The organism is Halalkalibacterium halodurans, from assembly GCF_005671335.1.
Lineage (GTDB): Bacteria > Bacillota > Bacilli > Bacillales > Bacillaceae_D > Halalkalibacterium > Halalkalibacterium halodurans.
Window position 1 is genome coordinate 286,091 of record NZ_CP040441.1, and the last position, 20,849, is coordinate 306,939.

23 protein-coding genes and 8 tRNA genes are annotated in these 20,849 nt (G+C 46.0%); 24 read left to right on the forward strand and 7 right to left on the reverse strand.

What is annotated here, in order from left to right:
- Nucleotides 1–45 precede the first annotated feature (45 nt).
- Genes urtE through urtA form a run of 5 tightly spaced genes read right to left on the reverse strand, consistent with a single transcriptional unit; the run spans nucleotide 46 to nucleotide 4,814 of the window.
- Nucleotides 46–738 (reverse strand): urea ABC transporter ATP-binding subunit UrtE, encoded by a 693-nt coding sequence (gene urtE, locus FED51_RS01470; RefSeq protein ID WP_053432088.1) that lies wholly within the window; start codon nucleotides 736–738, stop codon nucleotides 46–48.
- Nucleotides 722–1,525, reverse strand: coding sequence for an urea ABC transporter ATP-binding protein UrtD (gene urtD, locus FED51_RS01475; RefSeq protein WP_053432089.1), 804 nt, complete (start codon nucleotides 1,523–1,525; stop codon nucleotides 722–724). Before urtD ends, urtE begins: the two co-directional genes overlap by 17 nt.
- Nucleotides 1,464–2,567, reverse strand: a complete 1,104-nt coding sequence (urtC, locus tag FED51_RS01480) for an urea ABC transporter permease subunit UrtC (protein ID WP_053432090.1) — start codon at nucleotides 2,565–2,567, stop codon at nucleotides 1,464–1,466. The genes urtD and urtC overlap by 62 nt, the downstream gene beginning before the upstream one ends.
- Before the next feature lie 33 nt (nucleotides 2,568–2,600).
- The gene (gene urtB / locus FED51_RS01485; RefSeq protein ID WP_053432091.1) at nucleotides 2,601–3,494 is read right to left on the reverse strand and encodes an urea ABC transporter permease subunit UrtB; all 894 of its coding nucleotides are present in this window, start codon (nucleotides 3,492–3,494) and stop codon (nucleotides 2,601–2,603) included.
- A gap of 60 nt (nucleotides 3,495–3,554) precedes the next feature.
- Nucleotides 3,555–4,814 (reverse strand): urea ABC transporter substrate-binding protein, encoded by a 1,260-nt coding sequence (gene urtA / locus FED51_RS01490; protein ID WP_053432092.1) that lies wholly within the window; start codon nucleotides 4,812–4,814, stop codon nucleotides 3,555–3,557.
- Nucleotides 4,815–5,050: 236 nt separating this feature from the next.
- On the opposite strand from urtA, the gene ureA reads away from it, so the two are divergent.
- From ureA to FED51_RS01540, 10 genes are all read left to right on the forward strand, one after another.
- A complete protein-coding gene (gene ureA, locus FED51_RS01495) occupies nucleotides 5,051–5,353 on the forward strand; it encodes an urease subunit gamma (RefSeq protein ID WP_010896434.1) in 303 nt (100 codons plus the stop codon).
- Nucleotides 5,354–5,368: 15 nt separating this feature from the next.
- On the forward strand, nucleotides 5,369–5,743 hold the full coding sequence (locus FED51_RS01500) for an urease subunit beta (protein ID WP_010896435.1): 375 nt from the start codon (nucleotides 5,369–5,371) through the stop codon (nucleotides 5,741–5,743).
- On the forward strand, nucleotides 5,740–7,455 hold the full coding sequence (gene ureC, locus FED51_RS01505; RefSeq protein ID WP_053432093.1) for an urease subunit alpha: 1,716 nt from the start codon (nucleotides 5,740–5,742) through the stop codon (nucleotides 7,453–7,455). Before FED51_RS01500 ends, ureC begins: the two co-directional genes overlap by 4 nt.
- A gap of 21 nt (nucleotides 7,456–7,476) precedes the next feature.
- Nucleotides 7,477–7,923 (forward strand): urease accessory protein UreE, encoded by a 447-nt coding sequence (locus FED51_RS01510; RefSeq protein ID WP_053432094.1) that lies wholly within the window; start codon nucleotides 7,477–7,479, stop codon nucleotides 7,921–7,923.
- A complete protein-coding gene (locus FED51_RS01515) occupies nucleotides 7,856–8,611 on the forward strand; it encodes an urease accessory protein UreF (protein ID WP_053432095.1) in 756 nt (251 codons plus the stop codon). Before FED51_RS01510 ends, FED51_RS01515 begins: the two co-directional genes overlap by 68 nt.
- A 23-nt stretch (nucleotides 8,612–8,634) precedes the next feature.
- Entirely contained in the window at nucleotides 8,635–9,261 is a 627-nt protein-coding gene (gene ureG, locus FED51_RS01520) for an urease accessory protein UreG (protein ID WP_053432096.1), read from the forward strand.
- On the forward strand, nucleotides 9,258–10,073 hold the full coding sequence (locus FED51_RS01525; protein ID WP_010896440.1) for an urease accessory protein UreD: 816 nt from the start codon (nucleotides 9,258–9,260) through the stop codon (nucleotides 10,071–10,073). The genes ureG and FED51_RS01525 overlap by 4 nt, the downstream gene beginning before the upstream one ends.
- Before the next feature lie 2 nt (nucleotides 10,074–10,075).
- Entirely contained in the window at nucleotides 10,076–10,735 is a 660-nt protein-coding gene (locus FED51_RS21810; RefSeq protein ID WP_053432097.1) for a metal ABC transporter solute-binding protein, Zn/Mn family, read from the forward strand.
- Complete coding sequence (locus tag FED51_RS21815; protein ID WP_053432098.1) at nucleotides 10,723–11,058, forward strand: metal ABC transporter solute-binding protein, Zn/Mn family; 336 nt, start codon at nucleotides 10,723–10,725, stop codon at nucleotides 11,056–11,058. Before FED51_RS21810 ends, FED51_RS21815 begins: the two co-directional genes overlap by 13 nt.
- A gap of 101 nt (nucleotides 11,059–11,159) precedes the next feature.
- On the forward strand, nucleotides 11,160–11,444 hold the full coding sequence (locus tag FED51_RS01540) for a transposase (RefSeq protein ID WP_041820105.1): 285 nt from the start codon (nucleotides 11,160–11,162) through the stop codon (nucleotides 11,442–11,444).
- Between the two features lie 275 nt (nucleotides 11,445–11,719).
- On the opposite strand, the gene FED51_RS01545 is transcribed toward FED51_RS01540, so the two are convergent.
- Entirely contained in the window at nucleotides 11,720–11,947 is a 228-nt protein-coding gene (locus tag FED51_RS01545; RefSeq protein ID WP_010896443.1) for a hypothetical protein, read from the reverse strand.
- A gap of 226 nt (nucleotides 11,948–12,173) precedes the next feature.
- Here FED51_RS01545 and FED51_RS01550 point away from each other — a divergent pair.
- The 8 genes from FED51_RS01550 (at nucleotide 12,174) to FED51_RS01585 (ending at nucleotide 13,099) form a co-directional block, all read left to right on the forward strand.
- A tRNA-Glu gene (locus FED51_RS01550) sits at nucleotides 12,174–12,248 on the forward strand.
- A gap of 93 nt (nucleotides 12,249–12,341) precedes the next feature.
- Nucleotides 12,342–12,417: transfer RNA gene (locus FED51_RS01555), tRNA-Val, on the forward strand.
- Between the two features lie 119 nt (nucleotides 12,418–12,536).
- Nucleotides 12,537–12,609 (forward strand) — tRNA-Thr (locus tag FED51_RS01560).
- Nucleotides 12,610–12,630: 21 nt separating this feature from the next.
- Nucleotides 12,631–12,715: transfer RNA gene (locus FED51_RS01565), tRNA-Tyr, on the forward strand.
- Nucleotides 12,716–12,723: 8 nt separating this feature from the next.
- A tRNA-Gln gene (locus FED51_RS01570) sits at nucleotides 12,724–12,798 on the forward strand.
- Between the two features lie 63 nt (nucleotides 12,799–12,861).
- Nucleotides 12,862–12,937 (forward strand) — tRNA-Lys (locus tag FED51_RS01575).
- Between the two features lie 7 nt (nucleotides 12,938–12,944).
- A tRNA-Gly gene (locus FED51_RS01580) sits at nucleotides 12,945–13,019 on the forward strand.
- Nucleotides 13,020–13,023: 4 nt separating this feature from the next.
- A tRNA-Ala gene (locus tag FED51_RS01585) sits at nucleotides 13,024–13,099 on the forward strand.
- A gap of 50 nt (nucleotides 13,100–13,149) precedes the next feature.
- Here FED51_RS01585 and FED51_RS01590 read toward each other — a convergent pair.
- Nucleotides 13,150–13,308 (reverse strand): aspartyl-phosphate phosphatase Spo0E family protein, encoded by a 159-nt coding sequence (locus FED51_RS01590; RefSeq protein WP_010896444.1) that lies wholly within the window; start codon nucleotides 13,306–13,308, stop codon nucleotides 13,150–13,152.
- Nucleotides 13,309–13,512: 204 nt separating this feature from the next.
- On the opposite strand from FED51_RS01590, the gene sigW reads away from it, so the two are divergent.
- The 6 genes from sigW to glmS all read left to right on the forward strand — a co-directional run bounded on the left by sigW (nucleotide 13,513) and on the right by glmS (nucleotide 20,787).
- Nucleotides 13,513–14,076, forward strand: coding sequence for an RNA polymerase sigma factor SigW (sigW, locus tag FED51_RS01595; RefSeq protein ID WP_010896445.1), 564 nt, complete (start codon nucleotides 13,513–13,515; stop codon nucleotides 14,074–14,076).
- Nucleotides 14,077–14,091: 15 nt separating this feature from the next.
- Nucleotides 14,092–14,733, forward strand: coding sequence for an anti-sigma-W factor RsiW (gene rsiW, locus FED51_RS01600; protein ID WP_053432099.1), 642 nt, complete (start codon nucleotides 14,092–14,094; stop codon nucleotides 14,731–14,733).
- 369 nt (nucleotides 14,734–15,102) lie between these two features.
- On the forward strand, nucleotides 15,103–15,927 hold the full coding sequence (gene cdaA, locus FED51_RS01605) for a diadenylate cyclase CdaA (protein WP_010896447.1): 825 nt from the start codon (nucleotides 15,103–15,105) through the stop codon (nucleotides 15,925–15,927).
- Complete coding sequence (locus tag FED51_RS01610) at nucleotides 15,920–17,176, forward strand: CdaR family protein (protein WP_053432100.1); 1,257 nt, start codon at nucleotides 15,920–15,922, stop codon at nucleotides 17,174–17,176. The genes cdaA and FED51_RS01610 overlap by 8 nt, the downstream gene beginning before the upstream one ends.
- 13 nt (nucleotides 17,177–17,189) lie before the next feature.
- Nucleotides 17,190–18,533: a phosphoglucosamine mutase gene (gene glmM, locus FED51_RS01615; RefSeq protein WP_053432101.1), complete on the forward strand. Its 1,344-nt coding sequence runs from the start codon at nucleotides 17,190–17,192 to the stop codon at nucleotides 18,531–18,533.
- Between the two features lie 451 nt (nucleotides 18,534–18,984).
- Nucleotides 18,985–20,787 (forward strand): glutamine--fructose-6-phosphate transaminase (isomerizing), encoded by a 1,803-nt coding sequence (glmS, locus tag FED51_RS01620; protein ID WP_053432102.1) that lies wholly within the window; start codon nucleotides 18,985–18,987, stop codon nucleotides 20,785–20,787.
- Nucleotides 20,788–20,849 lie beyond the last annotated feature (62 nt).

Below are 20,849 nucleotides of genomic sequence, written 5' to 3' on the forward strand. Positions count from 1 at the left end.
CAATAATATGACGCAGAAAAAGCAGCGACCGCAACCGATCACTGCTTAGACACTTAAATACTGCTTGATTTCAACTTCGATTAATGAATCTCCTTCATAGGCGATGCGTCCTTTATCGACCACGTAGAAGTAATCTCCTACTTGTTTAGCAAAATCGATGCTTTGTTCGACTAATAAAATGGCTTGATCTTTGCTTCGTTTTTTAACATCCATAATTACTTTCTGAATGTCATAGACGATGTTCGGTTGTACTCCTTCGGTTGGCTCATCCAACAACAGAAACTTTGGGTTAGCGACAAGGGCTCGCGCTAGGGCCAGTTGCTGCTGTTGACCGCCGCTTAAGTCACCACCACGCCGGTTTTTCATCTCCTTTAAAATCGGGAAGTAAGCAAATAGGCTTTCGTCAATTTTCTGTCCTTTTGTATCGCAGGCTTCCAAGCCTAACAACAAATTTTCGTGAACGGTTAGGAAAGGAAAGATGTCACGACCTTGAGGAACATAGCCAATGCCTCTTCGCGCACGGTAGGTGGGGCTTTTTTTTGTGACGTCCTCCCCCTCTAATTGAATCGAGCCTCGTTTTACTTGCAACAATCCGATAATGGTTTTCATAATCGTTGACTTCCCAACGCCATTTCGTCCTAACAGACAGACAACCTTTCCCGGTTGGACGGATAACGATACATCACGAATGACGGTGCTTTCATCATAGGCGACCTCTAGGTTAGAGAGCTGTAGCATGTGGGCTACCTTCCTTTCGACCGAGATATACCTCAATCACCTGTTCGTTATGGTGGACTTCGTCAATCGTTCCGTCACAGAGGAGCTGTCCCTCGTGCATGACGGTGACTCTGTCTGCATAGGATCGAACGAAGCCCATATCGTGTTCAACGACGATGATCGAACAACGGGATTTGAGTGAGAGGAGGAGTTCCCCTGTTTTCTCTTCTTCCGTCTCAGTCATCCCTGCTATCGGTTCGTCGAGTAAGAGCAGTTTCGGCTCTTGCATCATCACCATCCCTATTTCTAACCACTGCTTTTGCCCATGAGACAACGTTTGCGCGATCCTGTGTCGTTCATCTGATAGTCCGATAAACGCGAGCATGTCGTCCATTCGATCCCGCTCCTCTGCTTTCATTTTTGAGAAAAGAATTGGAAAGAGGCGTTTGTCTTGTTTCATGGACAATTCCAGGTTCTCAAAAACCGTTAATTTCGGAAAGATGGAGGGGGCTTGGAATTTTCGCCCGATTCCATAGCGAACACGTTCAAACTCTTTTAGTTTTGAGAGCTCCAAGTCACCATGGAACAAAAGGCTTCCCTTTGAAACGGGGGCCTTTCCGCAAATAGCATCAAGAAACGTTGTTTTTCCGGCTCCATTTGGTCCGACAAGAAAGTGCAGCTCCCCTTCAGGAATCGTAAAAGAAAAGTCACGAATGGCAAAAAAGCCACCAAACTGGACAGAAAGGTTAACTGACTTGAGAACGATGGGTTTCTTCTCGCTCGGTTCGTTTAACGCCGTCTGATTCATTTCGCTCACCTTCTTTTCTCCATTTTCGTAAAAGGCTCATAATTCCCCCGGGAAGGAAAAGGACAATGACAACAAATACGGTTCCTAATAAATATAGCCATGCTTCAGGGTGAGATTCACTGAAAAACGTTTTCGCTGAATTGGTTACAAGGGCACCAATCACTGGTCCAATGAGAGTACCGCGCCCGCCAATGGCTACCCAAAGGATCATCTCAATTGAGGGAATGATGCCGATCATAGACGGTGTAATCATGCCAACTTGTAGGACATATAACATGCCTGCAAGACCGGCAATCCCTGCGGATAAGGTAAAGATAGCGACTTTAAACATAGACGTATCATATCCTGAAAAACGCAGCCGGTTTTCGCCATCACGAATCGCCACTAATGCTCTGCCAAATCGGCTATTCACAAGGGCTGCACATAGAAGGAACACGAGAATTAAGCAGCCAAGTGTAAGGTAATAAAGAACTTGTTGCGTGCTTGCGCTCGACAACGAATAGCCAAAAATGGTCGAAAAACCGGTTAGTCCATTCGTACCCCCCGTAATGGATTGTTGACTAACGATCAAAGTGACCATGACGAGGACGAGCGCTTGTGTCAAGATCGTAAAGTAGACGTCTTTGATCCGGTTTCGAAACGTAAAAAAAGCTAATAGGCTAGCGATCAACATTGGGATCGTAACGGCACCGATGATCGCTATGAAAGGATTCGAAAACACTTGCCACAGCAAAGGGAGCTCTGTGATCCCGTTCCATAGCATAAAGTCTGGAACGGCCCCTGTCATTCCTTCTAGACTTAAATACATCGCCATTATGTAAGCGCCAAGTCCGAAGAAAATCCCATGTCCTAAACTTAAAACCCCTGTGTAACCCCACAAAAGGTCGAGTCCAAGCACTAAAATCGCAAAGGCAATATAGCGCCCGAGAAGATTGGTTCGAAAATCACTAAGAAAAAAAGGAAGAACTAAGAGAAGTACGATGATAAGAAACATTAACCATTGCCTCGTAAATAGTCGCGTACCAATATGTTGCAAAGTCATTCACACCTTTCTTACTGCTTGCTGGCGTAGTTCTTAATCTAAAGAACGAGTTGGTAAGGAAAACAAGCCTTGCGGGCGCCATTGTAAAAAGAGAATGATGCAGGCAAAGAGGAGTACTTTTCCTAAAGAGGCATTCGTCCAATATTCAAATAAGGTGTTAAACATCCCGATCCCTAACGCACCAGCCACCGTTCCTACTAACATGCCGACCCCGCCAACAACGACGACCATAAAGGCATCTACAATATAATAGGTACCGATGGTTGGCCCGATCGGCCCTAACAGCGTCAGTGCAGCTCCAGCTAAACCAGCACAACCAGAACCAATCGCAAATGTCATTACATCCACTTTGCGTGTAGAGATCCCTAAACATGTGGCCATGCTCCGGTTTTGCATCACCCCGCGAATTTTTCGGCCATTCCGGGTTTTATAAAAAAACCAGGCTAACAAACAAAAGCTTACGAGGACGAGAGTGATAATAAACAACCGAGAGAAAGGGAGTGTCACTCCGGCAATCTCTAGCCCGCCACGTAAAAACGATGGGCTTTGGACGCCTACATTTGGTGCCCCAAAGATTGTCCGCGCTGTTTGTTGCAAGATGAGTCCAACACCAAACGTGGCTAATAAACTATCTAGAGGTCGGCCGTATAAGTGGCGAATAACGGTAAGTTCAATGAGAATACCGATAAGAGCTGAAATGACAAACGATAACGGGACCGCGAGTAAAAAGTAAAGATCAAAATAAGCCTGAGGAACATATTGACTAAAAAGAAGCTGAACAACGTAAGTAGCATAGGCTCCAACCATAATTAATTCCCCGTGTGCCATGTTAATGACTCGCATCATTCCGAACGTTATGGCAAGCCCAAGAGCGATTAAAAGAAGAATGGAGCCTAAGCTTATACCGTTAAAAAGTTGTACGATCATGCCATTCCCTACCTTTCTATAGCCAAAAGAGGGGGAGAAAAAGTTCTCCCCACATTGTGTTTAATTGCCTGCAGCCGCGCTACTAATGCCCTCTACCCATTCATAATCTTCTAAGAATGGATCGGGTTTAACAGGTTCTCCTGAATTCCAAACCTCCTCAAACTGCCCATCGGCTTGAACCTCACCAATTCGGACCGTTTTGTACAAATGTTGATTGTCACCATCTACTTTCACTAACCCACCAGGGGCGGAAAACTCAATCGTACTCGCAGCCTCACGGACAGCCTCTACATCGGTTGTTCCCGCAGCCTCGACTGCTTGGGCCCATAAGTGAACCATCAAGTAGCCCGCTTCAATTGGATCCCCTGTCACCCGGTCGTCGCCGAAGGATTCTTTGTAGGCAGTGACAAACGTGTCGTTTTCAGGTGTGTCTGTTGTCTGGAAGTAATTCCAGCTTGCTAAATGTCCGGCAAGTACATCGGCACCAATTCCGCGAATTTCCTCCTCAGCCACACTTACCGACATGACGGTCACATCATCAGCGGTAATGCCTGCATCGGCGAGTTGCTTGAAAAAGGCTACGTTGCTATCACCATTCAACGTGTTAAAAATAACGGTTGGCTCTGATTCACGAATACGGGAAATGATCGTATTGTAATCCGTATGTCCGAGTGGAGTATATTGCTCATCGACTAATGTTGCTCCATGGCTTTCTAGCTGTGCTTTAATGATTGCATTGGCGAGTCGAGGGAAAACATAGTCTGATCCTAGTAAAAAAAACTCGGTTCCTCGGTTTTCTAATAGCCAATCCACAGCGGGAACAATCTGTTGATTTGGCGCAGCTCCGGCATAAAATATGTTCGGAGAGGCTTCCATTCCTTCATATTGGACAGGGTAAAACAACAATCCGTTGTTCTCTTCTACAACAGGTAGCATCGCTTTTCGGCTCGCAGACGTCCACCCACCAAAAATGACGGCGACTTCATCTTGCTGTAGGAGCTTTGTTGCGCGCTCGGCAAATATGTTAGGTTCAGAAGCGCCATCTTCGATAATAGGGACAAGCTCTTTTCCTAATACGCCGCCGGCCTCATTAATTTCTTCTATGGCCAATAATTCAGCATCGCGCACGGATGTTTCCGACATAGCCATCGTTCCGCTTAACGAATGGAGAATTCCGACAGCAATTTGATCGCTACCGACCTCGACTTCCGTTTGTTCGGCGGACTGCTCCTGTTGCTGGGCTGTTTGCTCCCCGCATGCCGCAAGGATCAATAAGCTAAAGGCCATCATGAACACTGTTTTACGTAAAGAACTCTCCATGTAAAACCTCCTGAATTTTCTGTCTTTTATGCTTAAACGGTAGCAACAATTTACAAGCTGTGCACTATGTTCGTTAGAAATCGTTACATAAATTTATACATAATGTAAAAAATAGGACTTTAATCATAGTTAGAATTTTCTGTAATCTTTTCTAACAAACTTGTTGCACCGACCTTGTCATCAAAGATAACATGGTGACATCGGATTCTTACCAATTACTAGAAAGAGTGGTCTGTGTGAGACTAAGTCCAGTTGAAAAAGAAAAGCTATTTCTATTTATGGCAGGAGAATTAGCAAAACAGAGGATGGACAGAGGACTGAAACTCAACTATCCCGAAGCCGTAGCCATTTTAAGCTGCTACGTTTTAGAAGGGGCAAGGGAAGGGAAGTCGGTTTCTGAATTGATGAAAGACGGAAAGCACGTGCTCTCGACAGAAGATGTAATGGAAGGTGTGCCAGAAATGCTCGAAGAAATTCAAGTCGAGGCCACGTTTCCAGATGGCGTAAAGTTAGTGACGATTCATGAACCGATTCAATAAGGGGGGGGAACGTAAATGATTCCTGGAGAAGTGATTCCGGCGAATGGAGAGGTTGTCCTTAATAAAGGAAGACGGATGGTAAAAGTCCTTGTGGCTCATACGGGTGATCGCCCAATTCAAGTAGGGTCCCACTTTCATTTTGCTGAAGTGAACCGTTCCCTCCACTTTGATCGCCAAGAAGCATTCGGGATGCGGTTGAATATTGCCGCTGGTACGGCGGTACGCTTTGAACCTGGTGAAGAAAAAGAGGTGGATCTTGTTGAAATCGGAGGAAAACGCCAAATCTACGGGCTAAATGGGTGGACAGACGGTGCCATTGACGATGAGAATCTTCCTTCCTTTTTGGCCTCCTATCAAGTAAGTGAAGACAAGGAGGATGAGGAAAAGTGAAGCTAACACGTGCCCAATATGCTTCCCTCTATGGCCCAACCGTAGGTGATAAAGTCCGTTTGGCAGATACTGATTTATTGTTAGAGATTGAAAAAGATTATACCGTCTATGGCGATGAGTGCAAATTTGGCGGCGGTAAGGTGCTGCGCGATGGCATGGGGCAAAGTGCTGTTTATACGCGGGATGAAGGTGTGCTTGACCTGATTATTACGAATGCCACGATTATTGATTACACAGGGATTGTGAAAGCCGATATTGGCATTAAAGATGGACACATTGTCGGGATTGGCAAGGGGGGAAACCCTGACATCATGGATGGGGTGGAATCACATATGATCGTAGGTGCGAGCACCGAGGCGATTGCAGGCGAAGGGCTCATCGTCACAGCAGGCGGAATTGACGCTCATATTCATTTTATTAGCCCGCAGCAAATCGACGTAGCCATTGCCTCGGGTATCACGACGATGCTCGGTGGTGGAACAGGGCCTGCCACAGGAACAAAGGCGACGACTTGCACGCCAGGTAAATGGAATATTGAACGGATGCTTGAGGCGGCAGATGCATTTCCGGTGAATCTAGGCTTTTTAGGAAAAGGAAATGCGTCCACACCAGCACCGTTGCGAGAGCAAATTGAAGCAGGCGCTATCGGCTTAAAGCTTCATGAGGATTGGGGCACGACCCCTGCGGCGATTCGCACTTGTTTATCCGTTGCCGATCTGATGGATGTCCAAGTGGCGATACATACAGACACGTTGAATGAGGCGGGGTTTGTTGAGGATACGATCAAAGCCATTGGTGATCGTGTCATCCATACGTACCACACGGAAGGTGCGGGCGGTGGACATGCCCCAGATATTATGAAGGTGGCTGGATTGCCCAATGTTCTACCATCCTCCACAAACCCGACTCGCCCATTTACCGTGAATACGATTGATGAGCATTTAGACATGCTGATGGTTTGCCACCACCTCGACCCAAATGTACCGGAGGATGTAGCGTTTGCTGATTCCCGTATTCGGCCGGAAACGATCGCAGCGGAGGATATTTTGCAAGACTTAGGTGTGATCAGCATGATCTCCTCCGATTCACAAGCGATGGGGCGCGTAGGGGAAGTCATTATTCGCACGTGGCAAACCGCAGACAAAATGAAAAAACAGCGCGGCGCATTAGCCGAAGATCAAGGAAAAGGAAATGATAATGTGCGCATTAAGCGCTATGTGTCCAAATATACGATTAACCCGGCGATTACTCACGGCATAGACGATTACGTGGGCTCTGTAGAAGTGGGGAAGCTAGCCGATCTCGTCTTATGGGATCCGCGATTCTTTGGGGTGAAGCCAGAGCTCATTTTAAAAGGCGGGCTTATTGCCTACAGTCAAATGGGAGATCCAAACGCATCGATCCCAACGCCGCAGCCTGTGTTTTCACGTCCCATGTTCGGTAGCTTTGGTCGCGCACGAGGGACGACGTCTATTACGTTTTTATCAAAAGCGGCCATGGATCTCGGGGTTCACGAAGCACTCGGGCTACAAAAGAAAATCGCCCACGTTAAAAATTGCCGTTCCATTAGCAAACGATCAATGAAATACAATGACGCTACACCGAATATTGAGATTGATCCAGAAACCTACGAGGTAAAGGTGAACGGGGAAATGATCACATGTAAACCCTTTGAGGAAGTCGCGCTCGCCCAACGCTATTTTTTATTTTAGAAAGGTAAGGGAGGAACAGGCATGTACGTGCATTCAGTAATCGGAAACATTGAAGCAAAGACACCTACGAAAACCATTGAATGGATTGAACTCGATTGGGACGAATTAAATAAACGGATTTTACGAAAGACGACGGATCGTGGCAGAGAAGTGGCGATTGTCATGGAAGAGCAAGGATTGACATTTGGAGACATTCTGTATGAGGGAGAAGACGTTGCCATTGCTGTACGTACGAAGCTTGAACCAGCGTTTGTCATCCGTCCGAAAACGATGAAGGAAATGGGGAAAACGGCGTTTGAACTCGGGAATCGGCATACACCTTGCCTTGTTGAAAATGATGAAATTTATGTCCGATATGATTCCACGTTGGCGGCTCTATTTAATGAAATTGGGGTGAACTATGAACAAACGGAGAAACGGTTTAAGCAGCCGTTCAAGTACAAAGGGCATCACCACCATCACGATTGATCCGCTCATGCTCGTCGAAATGATGCACATTCATGATTCGGCGTTTCCAATCGGAGGATACACTCATTCCTTTGGGCTTGAGACGTATATTCAGCGTGACATCGTAAAGGACGAAAACTCTTTGATCCAATGGTGTCGTACCTATTTGTATGACAATCTTGGCTATGGGGATGGAATTTTACTGAAGGAGACACTCGAAGTGCTCAAAAAATCAGGCTCTTTAGCCGCAATACTCGAGGTTGATCGGCTCGCTCACGCGCAAAAGCTTGCACGGGAATCACGGGAAGGTAGCTTGAAAATGGGACGGCAGTTTTTGCAGACGGTGCTGCCGTTACAAGAAGACGAGTCGCTATCACAATGGGCCCAGCTCATACGAGCGAAGGAAGCCCACGGTCATTACGCTACAACGTATGGTGTTTTCTCCAATACGAGGGCGTATCCTGATCAAATGACAATGATCGCCTTTCTTTATTCATCGGTTGCTAATCTCGTCCACAATGCTGTGCGAGCCATTCCTCTCGGTCAGTCAACAGGGGTGCGCGTCATTCACCAGTTGCACGAGGATTGCTTACATGTGACCCAGCAGGTGGTGGCCCGGAGCTTGAACGATTTATCAAACCACGCAATTGGGATTGAGTTAGCGTCGATGGAGCATGAGCACTTACATTCACGGTTGTTTATTTCATAAGTAGATACGAAAGGATGGTATATATGAAGCCCATTCGGATTGGAATCGGCGGGCCTGTCGGCTCAGGGAAAACCCATCTGGTCGAGCAATTAACGCGAGCGATGCATGAAAGCTATGAGCTTGCTGTCATTACAAACGATATATATACGAAGGAAGATGCTCAGTTTTTAGTGAAGCATGGTGTTTTACCGGAAGATCGTATCATCGGTGTGGAAACAGGAGGGTGTCCCCATACGGCGATTAGGGAAGATGCCTCAATGAATTTTGAAGCGATCCATGAATTGAAGCAGCGGTTTACCAACCTTGATATTATTTTTGTTGAGAGCGGAGGCGATAATTTATCAGCTACCTTCAGCCCCGAACTTGTGGACGGCTTTATTTATGTCATCGATGTGGCGGAAGGGCAAGACATCCCGCGCAAAGGAGGCCCTGGGGTTACACGTTCGGATTTGCTTGTGATCAATAAAATAGACCTAGCTCCGTATGTTGAAGTCGATCTAGATATCATGGAAGAGGATGCAAAGCAGGCTCGAGGAGAAAGACCGTTCGTGTTTACCGACCAGAAGCGAGGAAAAGGCATCGAGACCATTATCGACTGGATTAAACGAGAACTGTTGTTAGAAGACATGGTAAAGGAGCCTTCCGTGTGAGGGCTTCTTCTCATTTACCTCAGCTTCATGGGCGGCTTGACCTTACGTTTGAACGCCGCCGTGGAACAACAAGGTTAGTCGCTTCCGAACAAACCCCTCCTCTTAATGTAAGTCGCGTATTAAGAACAGAGGAAGTTGACCTTGCAACGGTTTATCTAGTGGAAACATCTGGGGGAGTGGTCAGTGGTGATTCTCAAACGATCGCCATTTACGTCGGTGAAGGAGCGAGGGTAGAGTTGATCCCTCAGTCGGCAACGAAGGTGTATCCTTCCCGTAAGCAAGGCGAGAGCTCAACACAGCAAGTATGGTTGCGAGTCGATGAAGGAGCGGCTGCCTTTTGGAAGCCAGAGTCGATCATACCGTTTCGAAAGGCATCCTTTCTACAAAGCACACGGTTTCATCTCCATTCCTCCTCTACTTTTTTTTACGGTGATATGTTGACGCCAGGTAGGGTTCACCATAATGAAAGGTTTCAATACGAACAAGTGGATAGTCTTGTGGAAATCTATCTTGATGAAACATTAGTAGTGCACGATCGGGTTCACTTGCAACCGAAGGATCAATTACAGACGATCGGTCGACTTGATGGCTACTCGTATTATGGTGCTGTGTGGATGCATGCTCCGATCCTAAAGGGGGCGCACTTGGAACAGTGGATGGAAAATGGAGGGCAGAACGATCGGTTTGCATATACGTGTGTCGCTGAAGGTCTTATTCACGTCCGATGGCTTAGTGAAAGTAGCTGGCGCTTGCGAGCAGCGTTGAATGATTTGTATACGGCATTTCGAACATTTGCTTTAAAAGGAGAATAACTATGCGACGATGGTTGGTCATATGGGCAAGTATGATGTTCCTTTGCGCTTGTGGGACGCAGGAAACAGATTCTTCCCCACTGGTGGGGGAACATGAGAGTAAGCATAGGGTCAACGATCAAAAACAGCTTACAGAGACAGGTGAGCCTCTTCTGATATACACCACCGTTTTCGTTCTCGAAGACTTTATTAAAAAAATAGGCGGGGACCATGTGGAAGTGAAAAACTTGATCCCAATTGGCGTAGATGCTCACACCTATGAACCTTCCGTTCGGGAAATGATTGCTGTTGCAGAGAGCGATGGGTTCTTCTATAGTGGCGGTGGTATGGAAGGTTTTATTGAATCGATGATGCATAGCTTGCGAGATGAGAAAGTGCCAATGTTTGAGGCCTCTGAAGGAGTTGAATTTATCGGTGGAGGGCACGATCACCATCACGATCACCATCACGATCACCATCACGGGGATCGAGATCCTCATGTTTGGATTGACCCGATTCGAGCCATTCAGTTGGCGCGAAACGTAAAGGCTGGCTTGCAGCAGTTAAAGCCAGAGGCCAGCGAAGAATTTGAGAAAAACTTCGAACAATTAGTCGAGCAGTTAGAAGCGCTAGATCAATCCTTTCTTGCCATGACCGAATCGGCCGAACGATGTTTCTCGTAGCCCATGCTGGCTATACGTATTGGGAGGAACGATATGGACTTGAGCAAGTAGCGATTACAGGCTTTTCCCCGGCGAATGAACCATCGCTGCATCAAGTAAAAGAGCTAATTGAATTTGCTGAGGCGCACGGCCTTTCTCACATTGGATTTGAGAGAAACTATAAGATTCCGATTGCAGAGACGCTTATGGAAGAGTTAGGCGGTGAGGCTGTCTACTTTAATAACTTGGAAAATGTCGTCCAAGCCGACAGGGACAAAGGATTCGATTACTTTGACCTAATGGAGCAAAATGTGAAGACCTTGGAGCAGTTGTTGAATGAATAGCGTACTGGAATTGATAAAATGAAAGCTAGAGTATAAGAAAAACGGTTGCTTCCGCCATGGAGACTCGGCGCTAAATCAAGTTATTCTGGAAAATTTATCGGTTGAACTACACGGTGCTGAAGCTCTTGCTTTTCCCGCAGGCGTCTCGTGATTTTGGCCATGAATATGGTTCAGGTCGTTGTGGCTTTAAACGAACATTTCATGGAGCAAAATGTGAAGATGGTTCAGGTTGCCCATTCCGACCGCAATGCACCGAAGCAAAGGAAGGAAACCAGATGAAAATCTTAGTCAATGAATCATGGGAACAACAAAGGAAAAAGATTCAGCAATTGCTCTCAGACGAGAAAACGGGGAAGGAATCTATGGTCAGTGTAAAGTGGACGTAGAACTAGTTTTTGGCTATCCGAAGGCTCATGAATGTCCATCAGTGCCAACGAGACCTGCAGAAATGAATAAGGGTTTGCCTTTATGACCGTGTACTGACGAAAGTGCACGGCCATAAAGGCCAATCAAACAACCGACAGTCCTTTGAAGCAACAGAAAAAGATGTGGACTATAAAAATAAAATGATCCGACCTTCCTTATTACGTTTGGCTAGTTATGCCCGAGTCTCTTAGGCATGTGAACATTTAGCGGCTCTTTCTAACAGTTAATCGTTAAATCATTTAACCTTCACTTGTAACGGAATTTTACCTCGTTTACCTGAGAGGATCTCATCTCTTGTAAGGCCTGTGACCGCTGCAGTTAGCTGCACGTCAACACCATAGTCTAGCATCCGTTCAGCAATTTGTAGCGTCGTGTCTTGTTTGGCTTGATATCGAACAGTTTCAAGCAATGATAAGAGCTCTTTTTCGTAAGCATCTGCGGAAGGATATCCTTTTTCGGTCAACACCATCACCCCGAACGTACATTCTTATTAATACTATCGTAATGGGGATGATTTAAAAAAACAAGGGTAAAAAATGGATAAAATATAGTTTTATTCTCATAGGCCTTGATCTTTCGAGGATAAAAAAATTTCGAAAAATAGAATTTCGAAAAAGGGGTTGATCAAAGAAGAGAATTTTTATATAATACTTTTTGTCAACATGGATGGACATGTTGATGGAAACTGTGGCCCGTTGGTCAAGTGGTTAAGACACCGCCCTTTCACGGCGGTAACACGGGTTCGAATCCCGTACGGGTCACCATTATTTTTTGGATGGATGAAGTTACACTTACTTTTTAAAAAGAAGGCATGCTAAAGGCGCAACGTCCTATTGCAACGCATGCTCCTGTACGTTGGAGGATTAGCTCAGCTGGGAGAGCACCTGCCTTACAAGCAGGGGGTCGGCAGTTCGATCCTGTCATCCTCCACCATATTTTTGATTGAAGGGTCTGTCCTTTTGTAGGCTACGACTTGTCTCGACGCATTCACATCGTTGTCAAAGCGAGAAGAGGAAGAGACAACGAACCTGAATCAGCATCATTCATACTGCGCCGGTCTAGCTCAATTGGTAGAGCAACTGACTTGTAATCAGTAGGTTGGGGGTTCAAGTCCTCTGGCCGGCATTTTAAAAAGCACGCTTCGATGGAGGGGTAGCGAAGTGGCTAAACGCGGCGGACTGTAAATCCGCTCCCTCAGGGTTCGGCGGTTCGAATCCGTCCCCCTCCACCATGTATTGATGGGCTATAGCCAAGCGGTAAGGCAACGGACTTTGACTCCGTGATGCGCTGGTTCGAATCCAGCTAGCCCAGCCATTTTTCCTTATATTCGTTTGATCGTTTCAACCGATTGGGATGAAAATGATCTTTTTTGTTTTAGAGCCATTAGCTCAGTTGGTAGAGCATCTGACTTTTAATCAGAGGGTCGAAGGTTCGAGTCCTTCATGGCTCACCATGTCATTGCGGAAGTAGTTCAGTGGTAGAACACCACCTTGCCAAGGTGGGGGTCGCGGGTTCGAATCCCGTCTTCCGCTCCAAAAAGGGGCCTTAGCTCAGCTGGGAGAGCGCCTGCTTTGCACGCAGGAGGTCAGCGGTTCGATCCCGCTAGGCTCCACCATATGTTTATAACGTAAGTCTTGGAGGATTGTCCGAGGCTTTTTTGTCTTGCTATTCTTTCGTACGCTCAAATTCGTTTAAGAGCAAGTCGAGCTTTTGGCTGCATGACACGACAATGTGAGAATGTAATGGGTAATCTTCGCCGAGATCGATTAAAAATTTTCTTATGTGTTCAATCTCATGTATAAGCTGTTGCTGAGTTTTCTCCATTTTACCCACTCCCTTGTGTGATCAAAGTTTTTAAGCCTCTATATATAGTATTCGAAATGGAATGAACATCCCCTTCTTAAAAATTAAAATGCATTTGAATTCTCTACAAAATTCTATTTCATGGTAAAATAAAATGGAAATCATGAAACATCTTAAACGTTCATTCGTATAAGAAATAGATTGATGTAGTAGGAGTTATTATTTATGGACAGTATTGATAAGAGACTTGTGCGTGAAGTGAGGGCTGGCGATGAACAAGCATTTGCCGAGCTTGTGGAGCTTTATAAAGATAAAGTGTATCAAGTAGCCTATCGAATGGTAGGAAATGTGCATGAAGCTCAGGATGTAGCACAAGAAGCGTTTTTGCGGGCATATACAAATATTGATACCTACGATATTCAAAGGAAATTCTCCACGTGGTTGTTTCGCATTGCCACAAATGTGGCGATTGATCGACTTCGCAAACGGAAACCGGACTTCCATTTAGAGGATCCAGTCCAAGGGGCAGATGGGTTAACGATTGAATCTCAGCTAGCGGCTGATGAGGAGCCTGTGGATGACCAAGTCATTCAAATGGAAACGAGAGATTGGATTCAGCAAGAAATCCAAGCGTTGCCACCAAAATATCGAATGGCTGTCCTTTTGAAATACATGGAAGATCTATCGTTGAAGGAGATCAGTGACATTCTTGATTTGCCTGTATCCACAGTCAAGACGAGAATCCACCGCGGTCGTGAAGCGCTGAGAAAGCGAATGCGACATGTGTAGAAAGGGTGTGAGCGAATGAGCTGCGAACAACATTACCGAACATTAATTGATAAATATATTGATGGCGAAGCAACGGCTGAAGAAAGACAGGAACTCAACGAGCATTTGGAAACGTGCGATGCCTGTTTTGAATACATGCTTGAAGTACGCAAAGTGGTCGCATTTGTCCAAAGTGCCTCCCATGTTCAAGCACCAGAAGGATTTACGGAAAATGTAATGAAAAACTTACCGAAACGAAAACAAACGAATCGTTTCAAAGTGTGGATGCGTCGTTATCCTTTAGCAGTGGCTGCCGCGGTCTTCGTTCTTCTCATGTCGACCAGTCTTTTCTCCATGTGGTCCAGTGATGGGGAGCATGTGACGGTCACGGGTACAGGAAATGTATCAATTGATCAAGAGAGTGGCCGTGTCATCGTCCCAGAGGGAGAAGTCATTCAAGGGGATTTGGTTGTCCGCAATGGAGAGCTTATTATTGAAGGGGAAGTACAAGGGAACGTCTTACTTGTAAATAGTAGTCAATATTTAGCATCTCCTGGATCTGTGTCTGGTGAAATTGATGAAGTGAATCAAATTCTCGACTGGATATGGTACCATACGAAAAAGTTTCTTACGAAAGTCATTGATATTTCTGATGAACAAAACAGTCCTTCCTCCTAAGGGCTGTTTTTTTCATCCAGCCTCGATGGTAGCAACATCGTTTCAAAGGTAAGATGCCATTACAATTGAGCTTGTAGCGAGCTTTGATGAAGAAGGGTAACTTGCAGAATAGGTTTATAAAAGGTGGAAGAAACTACAGAGAATGCAAAGAACCGCTTCCTCTTTAGAAAATGTGTTATAATAGACATACTGCCTTGCGAAATGCAAGGACTTTTCTTTTCCAATAGATCCGTAATCACTTTTGTTAACAAGTAAGACGAAGTAACTTTGAATGGATACGATGCCTTGCAACCTGAGGCACGTAACGTAGATGTTTCACTTTATCAACTGAGCTCGAATGAATTGTAAAAATGGTTTGGAGGAAAGACCATGTTTTTTGGAGAAAATCTTCCGTGGCTCAATTACCTAACGCAAATACTCGACATTTTAGTCGTTACCTATGTGATATATAAAGCTATTATGATTATTCGCGGTACACGAGCCGTGCAGTTATTAAAAGGAATTACCGTTATTTTGATCGTATATGCGATCAGTATCTTCTTTAATTTGCGTACCCTTGGTTGGATCGTAAACCAAGCGATTACATATGGACTTTTGGCTGTTATCATTATCTTCCAGCCTGAACTGCGGAGAGCGCTAGAACAGCTTGGACGGGGGCGCTTCTTTGCTTCCCGTACCGCAAATGAAGAAGAGACGATGAAGAAAACGATTGATGCGATTGTCAAAGCATCCACTTATATGGGGAAACGGCGGATCGGTGCATTAATCTCTATGGAGAGAGAAACGGGAATGACCGACTATGTGGAGACAGGTATCCCGATGAATGCCAATCTCACGTCAGAGCTACTAATTAATACGTTTATTCCGAATACACCATTACATGATGGAGCTGTCATTATAAACAATGATACGATTCTTGCAGCAGCGTGCTACTTGCCCCTTTCAGAAAACCCATTCATCTCAAAAGAGCTCGGCACTCGGCATCGAGCCGCTCTTGGAGTGAGTGAGGTGACTGACTGCTTGACGATCGTCGTATCAGAAGAAACGGGTCATATCTCGTTGACAAAAAACGGCGAATTGCATAGAGACCTAGACGAGGAGCAGCTCCGCAGTTTGCTCGAAGCGGAGCTCATTTCAGAAGCGAAAATGGTCACCACCTCGCGTTGGCAGTGGGGAGGGAAGAAGAATGGATAAGCTATTTAATAGCCCATGGTTTGTTAAAATTATTTCTTTTTTCCTTGCGATCATGTTGTTTATTATGGTGAATGTAGATAATTTGAACAACCAGCCAAGCATTCTACCGACGTTTGATCACGGGAATCTTTCCTTAGGGGAGCTAGAGCTTACCGTACTATACGATGAAGAACGATACGATATTGTGGAGCAAACGGAAACAGTTCAAGTTGATTTAGAAGGTCCAAGAGGAGTGCTCACTGTCTTTCGCTTTGCCCGGCCATCTTATGAAGTATTTGTTGATTTAACCGAAGCTGGTGAAGGAAGCCACACTGTCGACGTAGAACATAGAGGGTTTCCAGGCGATTTGGCAGTGACGGTTGAACCGAGAATGGCTCGCGTTCAGCTTGAAGAACGACAAACGGTGTCTGTGCCGGTCACGGTTGAAATGATCAATGAAGAAGAGATCGAACCAGGCTTTTCCCCAGGTACGCCAGTCGTCTCTCCGGTTAACATTGAGGTGACGGCTGGCCGGAGCAAAGTGGAGCAGGTTGCCTCTGCTGTCGTTTATGTTGATATGACTGGGGCTGAAGGGGAGATAGAGCAAGATTTAGAGGTTCAGCTACTGAATGCAGCAGGGGAGCCGCTGGATTTTGATCGCGAGCCTCAGACCGTCAATGTTCGTATACCTGTTGAGAGCCCATCGGTGGAACTGCCAGTACGCGTGACTCGTGCAGGGGAATTACCAGATGGTTTGAGCATTGAATCTGTAGAGATTGAACCAAATACCGTCACTGTTTATGGTCCGCAAGACGTCCTTGACGAACTTTCAGTGATTGAAGGAGAAGACCTGTCTGTCGATTTATCTGCGATCGAAGACACCGAAACGATAACCCTCGATGTTCCTGTACCTGAAGGAGCTGAAAGTGTTAGTCCGGCACAGATTGAAGTGACACTCCACATAGAAGAGGAAGACGAATTGGAAATGGCAGAAGTTCCAATTGACATTGTCGGGATAGCTGATAATATGGAGGTTGTGTTTACGGATGGGAGCCCATCTGTTGTAGCCTTATCTGTTTTTGGAGCAAGTAAACATCTCCAAAACCTAGAAGTCGGTGATATTGACATTTATGTGGATGTGAACGGCTTATCAGAAGGGGTTCATGAGGTACCATTGGAGTTTGAGGGCCCGTCATTTTTACGTTTTAAAGCAGATACATCCACTACAGAATTGAGATTGACAGCGCAATCGAATGATGAGCGCCGTTGAAGGAGAGATCACAATGGGAAAGTATTTTGGAACTGATGGAGTGCGGGGAGTCGCCAATACAGAGCTCACGCCTGAGCTTGCGTTCAAATTAGGGCGTATCGGAGGGTATGTACTAACAAAAGACAAGGAAAACCCTAAGGTGCTCATTGGTCGAGACACTCGTATTTCTGGTGAAATGCTTGAAGGGGCTCTCGTAGCGGGTCTGTTATCTATTGGCGTAGAAGTTATGCGATTAGGAGTCATCTCTACACCTGGTGTCGCTTTTTTAACGAAAGCGGTTAGCGCCAGTGCAGGGGTTATGATTTCAGCTTCACATAATCCGGTGGCTGATAACGGGATTAAATTTTTCGGTCCTGATGGTTTTAAACTCCTTGATGAGCAGGAGAAGGAGATCGAAACGCTTCTTGATGAGGAAGATGCTTTACCAAGACCTACGGGTGCCGATTTAGGCCAAGCGAATGACTATTTTGAAGGGGCACAAAAATACCTTCAATTTTTAAAGCAAACGGTAGATGAAGACTTTACAGGTATACATATTGCACTCGATTGTGCAAATGGTGCGGCGTCCTCGCTCGCCCCTCACCTGTTTGCCGATCTTGAAGCCGATATTTCGACAATGGGGACATCGCCAAACGGAAAAAACATAAATGATGGTGTCGGCTCTACTCACCCAGAAGCTCTCGCGGCATTTGTTAACGCGAAAAATGCCGATATTGGCCTTGCCTTTGATGGTGACGCAGATCGACTCATTGCCATAGATGAAAAAGGAAACATCGTGGACGGCGACAAAATCATGTACATTTGTGCTAAGTATATGAAAGAAAAAGGGCTGTTGAAGCAACAGACGCTTGTGACAACAGTGATGAGCAATTTAGGTTTATATAAGGCGTTAGAAGCGTTGCAAATTGACACGAAGCAAACCGCAGTAGGTGACCGTTACGTCATGGAGGAAATGCGTAAAGGTGGTTACAATCTTGGCGGAGAACAGTCTGGCCACATTATTTTCCTCGATCATATTACGACAGGTGATGGCATGCTCTCTGCGCTTCAACTCGTCAATATTATGAAGCAGACAGGGAAAAAATTGTCAGAGCTTGCCGGGGAGTGGGAGACATTCCCGCAAATGCTTGTAAACATTCGAGTAACAGACAAACATGCTGTGACTGATAACGAAAAGGTTGCCGCTGTGATCAAAGAAGTAGAGCAAGAAATGAACGGTGAAGGTCGAGTATTAGTTCGTCCGTCGGGGACAGAACCGCTTGTTCGCATCATGGTTGAGGCGAAAACAGAAGAGCTATGTGACGCTTTTGTGAATAAAATAGCCGATGTCGTAAAGGCAGAGCTAGGGCAAGAGTAATTGAATCCTTTGCACATTCTCATGCGCAGGCAACACGTTGTATGTTGCTTGCGCATATTTTGTAGTAGTTGTTTGAAAATGTTGATCAGTCTGAATGAAACAAAAAAAGTTTGGAGATTTGTTGGGAATGATTGACGTGCAGACAACAATTAGGTATGATTAGCCTGTCGAAGATAGAAAGGAGGATCGCAACAGAGGGAGACCTCTATGACAGTTGAAGCGCCAGGACTATTCCACGGACGGTAACGGAATAGTTGACGAGGAGAGGGTTTATCGAAGGTTCGGCGGATGCCCTCCGGTTGCACATGACAGCCGCAAGCTTTTGTAAAAAACAGAGGGGCGACCTTCTGGACAAAGGCAAAAGCGTTCATGCTAACAAAAAAGAGATAAAGAGTGGGGGCAAGTAGCCCCCTCGGTTACTTGCCCCCACGCCCGGGAGGTAACCAAAACTATGTGTGGAATTGTAGGTTATATTGGAACGGAAGATGCGAAAGAGATTTTATTAAAAGGGCTTGAGAAGCTTGAATACCGTGGTTATGACTCAGCAGGAATCGCTGTGGCTACGGAAGAAGGGGTCCATGTTTTTAAAGAAAAGGGACGGATTGCGACCCTCCGTGAAGTAGTGGATCAAGGCGTAAAAAGTACGGTCGGAATCGGACATACTCGTTGGGCGACCCACGGTGAACCGAGCAAGGTCAATGCCCACCCGCATCAAAGCGAATCGTCTCGCTTTACCATTGTTCATAATGGAGTCATTGAAAATTATGAACAGTTGAAGCGTGACTATTTGCAAGCCGTGACATTACAAAGTGATACGGATACGGAAGTGGTCGTTCAGCTTGTTGAGCGTTTTGTTCATGAAGGACAGAGCGTGGAAGCAGCGTTCCGCCACACCCTTTCCCTATTGAAGGGATCGTATGCCATCGCCTTATTAGACAAAAAAGACACGGACACGATTTATGTGGGAAAAAATAAGAGCCCGCTTCTTGTCGGTGTTCAGGATGGGGTCAATGTCGTTGCGTCAGATGCGATGGCGATGTTACAAGTAACGGATCAATTTCTTGAAATTATGGATGAGGAAATCGTCATTGTCACAAAAGATGACGTGACCATTAAAACGCTTGATGGCACAGCCGTCAGCCGTGAGCCTTATACAGCAGAGTTAGATGCGAGCGACATCGAAAAGGGGACGTACCCTCATTTCATGTTAAAAGAGATTGATGAGCAGCCGTTTGTCATTCGTAACATTATCCAAAAATATCAAAACGAAGACGGCTCTGTCCGTTTAGACGAAGACATTCGTCAAGCGGTTATGGAAGCTGATCGGATTTACATTATAGCAGCCGGCACGAGCTACCATGCAGGACTTGTCGGCAAACAGCTCATTGAAAACTTTGCAAAACAACCAGTAGAAGTGCATATTGCCAGTGAGTTCTTATACAATATGCCACTGCTGTCGAAACGCCCACTCTTTATCTTTATCTCCCAAAGCGGGGAAACGGCGGATTCACGAGGCGTTCTCGTCGAAGTGAAGAAGCTTGGCTACAAAGCACTGACGATCACGAACGTGCCAGGCTCTACTCTTTCACGTGAAGCGGACTTTACGCTTCATACGCATGCAGGCCCAGAGATTGCGGTGGCGTCCACAAAAGCCTATACAGCACAAATGGCGGTACTCACGTTGCTTGGAGCTGACACAGCGAAAGCAAAAGGAATCGACCTCGGGTTTGATCCAATCCAAGAGCTTAGCATTGTGGCCAACGCCATGGAGACACTATGCAACCAAAAGGAAACCCTTGAAAAGATTGCCCGCGATTATTTAGCGGTCACTCGCAACTGCTTCTTCATTGGCCGGGCAACGGATTACTTCGTTTGCCTCGAAGGCGCGCTCAAGCTGAAGGAGATTTCCTACATTCAAGCAGAAGGCTTCGCAGGCGGCGAATTAAAACACGGCACGATCGCGCTCATCGAAGAGGGCACACCGATTGTCGCCCTTGCAACACAAGAGCACGTGAACCTAAGCATTCGCGGCAATGTGAAAGAAGTGGCGTCCCGCGGGGCATTCCCGTGCATCATCAGCATGGAAGGACTGAACGAAGATGACGACACATTCGTCCTCCCGAAAGTCCACAGCCACCTTACACCGCTCGTGTCTGTCATCCCGTTGCAGCTGATCGCGTACTACGCAGCCCTTCACCGCGGATGCGATGTGGATAAACCACGAAACCTTGCGAAGAGTGTGACCGTGGAGTAGGTCGGTTTTATAGTTTGACTTGGTGATTGTAGATTTGAAATAAAGTTGTACCGTTTTACCCC

Bases quoted from the DNA above. Each gene is read 5' to 3' on its own strand.
- sigW (WP_010896445.1), top strand. From the start codon at position 13,513: ATGGACAGTATTGATAAGAGACTTGTGCGTGAAGTGAGGGCTGGCGAT.
- urtE (WP_053432088.1), bottom strand. From the start codon at position 738: ATGCTACAGCTCTCTAACCTAGAGGTCGCCTATGATGAAAGCACCGTC.
- FED51_RS21810 (WP_053432097.1), top strand. From the start codon at position 10,076: ATGCGACGATGGTTGGTCATATGGGCAAGTATGATGTTCCTTTGCGCT.
- rsiW (WP_053432099.1), top strand. From the start codon at position 14,092: ATGAGCTGCGAACAACATTACCGAACATTAATTGATAAATATATTGAT.
- urtA (WP_053432092.1), bottom strand. From the start codon at position 4,814: ATGGAGAGTTCTTTACGTAAAACAGTGTTCATGATGGCCTTTAGCTTA.
- urtB (WP_053432091.1), bottom strand. From the start codon at position 3,494: ATGATCGTACAACTTTTTAACGGTATAAGCTTAGGCTCCATTCTTCTT.
- FED51_RS01510 (WP_053432094.1), top strand. From the start codon at position 7,477: ATGTACGTGCATTCAGTAATCGGAAACATTGAAGCAAAGACACCTACG.
- FED51_RS01610 (WP_053432100.1), top strand. From the start codon at position 15,920: ATGGATAAGCTATTTAATAGCCCATGGTTTGTTAAAATTATTTCTTTT.
- FED51_RS01590 (WP_010896444.1), bottom strand. From the start codon at position 13,308: ATGGAGAAAACTCAGCAACAGCTTATACATGAGATTGAACACATAAGA.
- glmM (WP_053432101.1), top strand. From the start codon at position 17,190: ATGGGAAAGTATTTTGGAACTGATGGAGTGCGGGGAGTCGCCAATACA.
- urtC (WP_053432090.1), bottom strand. From the start codon at position 2,567: ATGACTTTGCAACATATTGGTACGCGACTATTTACGAGGCAATGGTTA.
- glmS (WP_053432102.1), top strand. From the start codon at position 18,985: ATGTGTGGAATTGTAGGTTATATTGGAACGGAAGATGCGAAAGAGATT.
- urtD (WP_053432089.1), bottom strand. From the start codon at position 1,525: ATGAATCAGACGGCGTTAAACGAACCGAGCGAGAAGAAACCCATCGTT.
- FED51_RS01515 (WP_053432095.1), top strand. From the start codon at position 7,856: ATGAACAAACGGAGAAACGGTTTAAGCAGCCGTTCAAGTACAAAGGGC.
- ureG (WP_053432096.1), top strand. From the start codon at position 8,635: ATGAAGCCCATTCGGATTGGAATCGGCGGGCCTGTCGGCTCAGGGAAA.
- cdaA (WP_010896447.1), top strand. From the start codon at position 15,103: ATGTTTTTTGGAGAAAATCTTCCGTGGCTCAATTACCTAACGCAAATA.
- FED51_RS21815 (WP_053432098.1), top strand. From the start codon at position 10,723: ATGTTTCTCGTAGCCCATGCTGGCTATACGTATTGGGAGGAACGATAT.
- FED51_RS01500 (WP_010896435.1), top strand. From the start codon at position 5,369: ATGATTCCTGGAGAAGTGATTCCGGCGAATGGAGAGGTTGTCCTTAAT.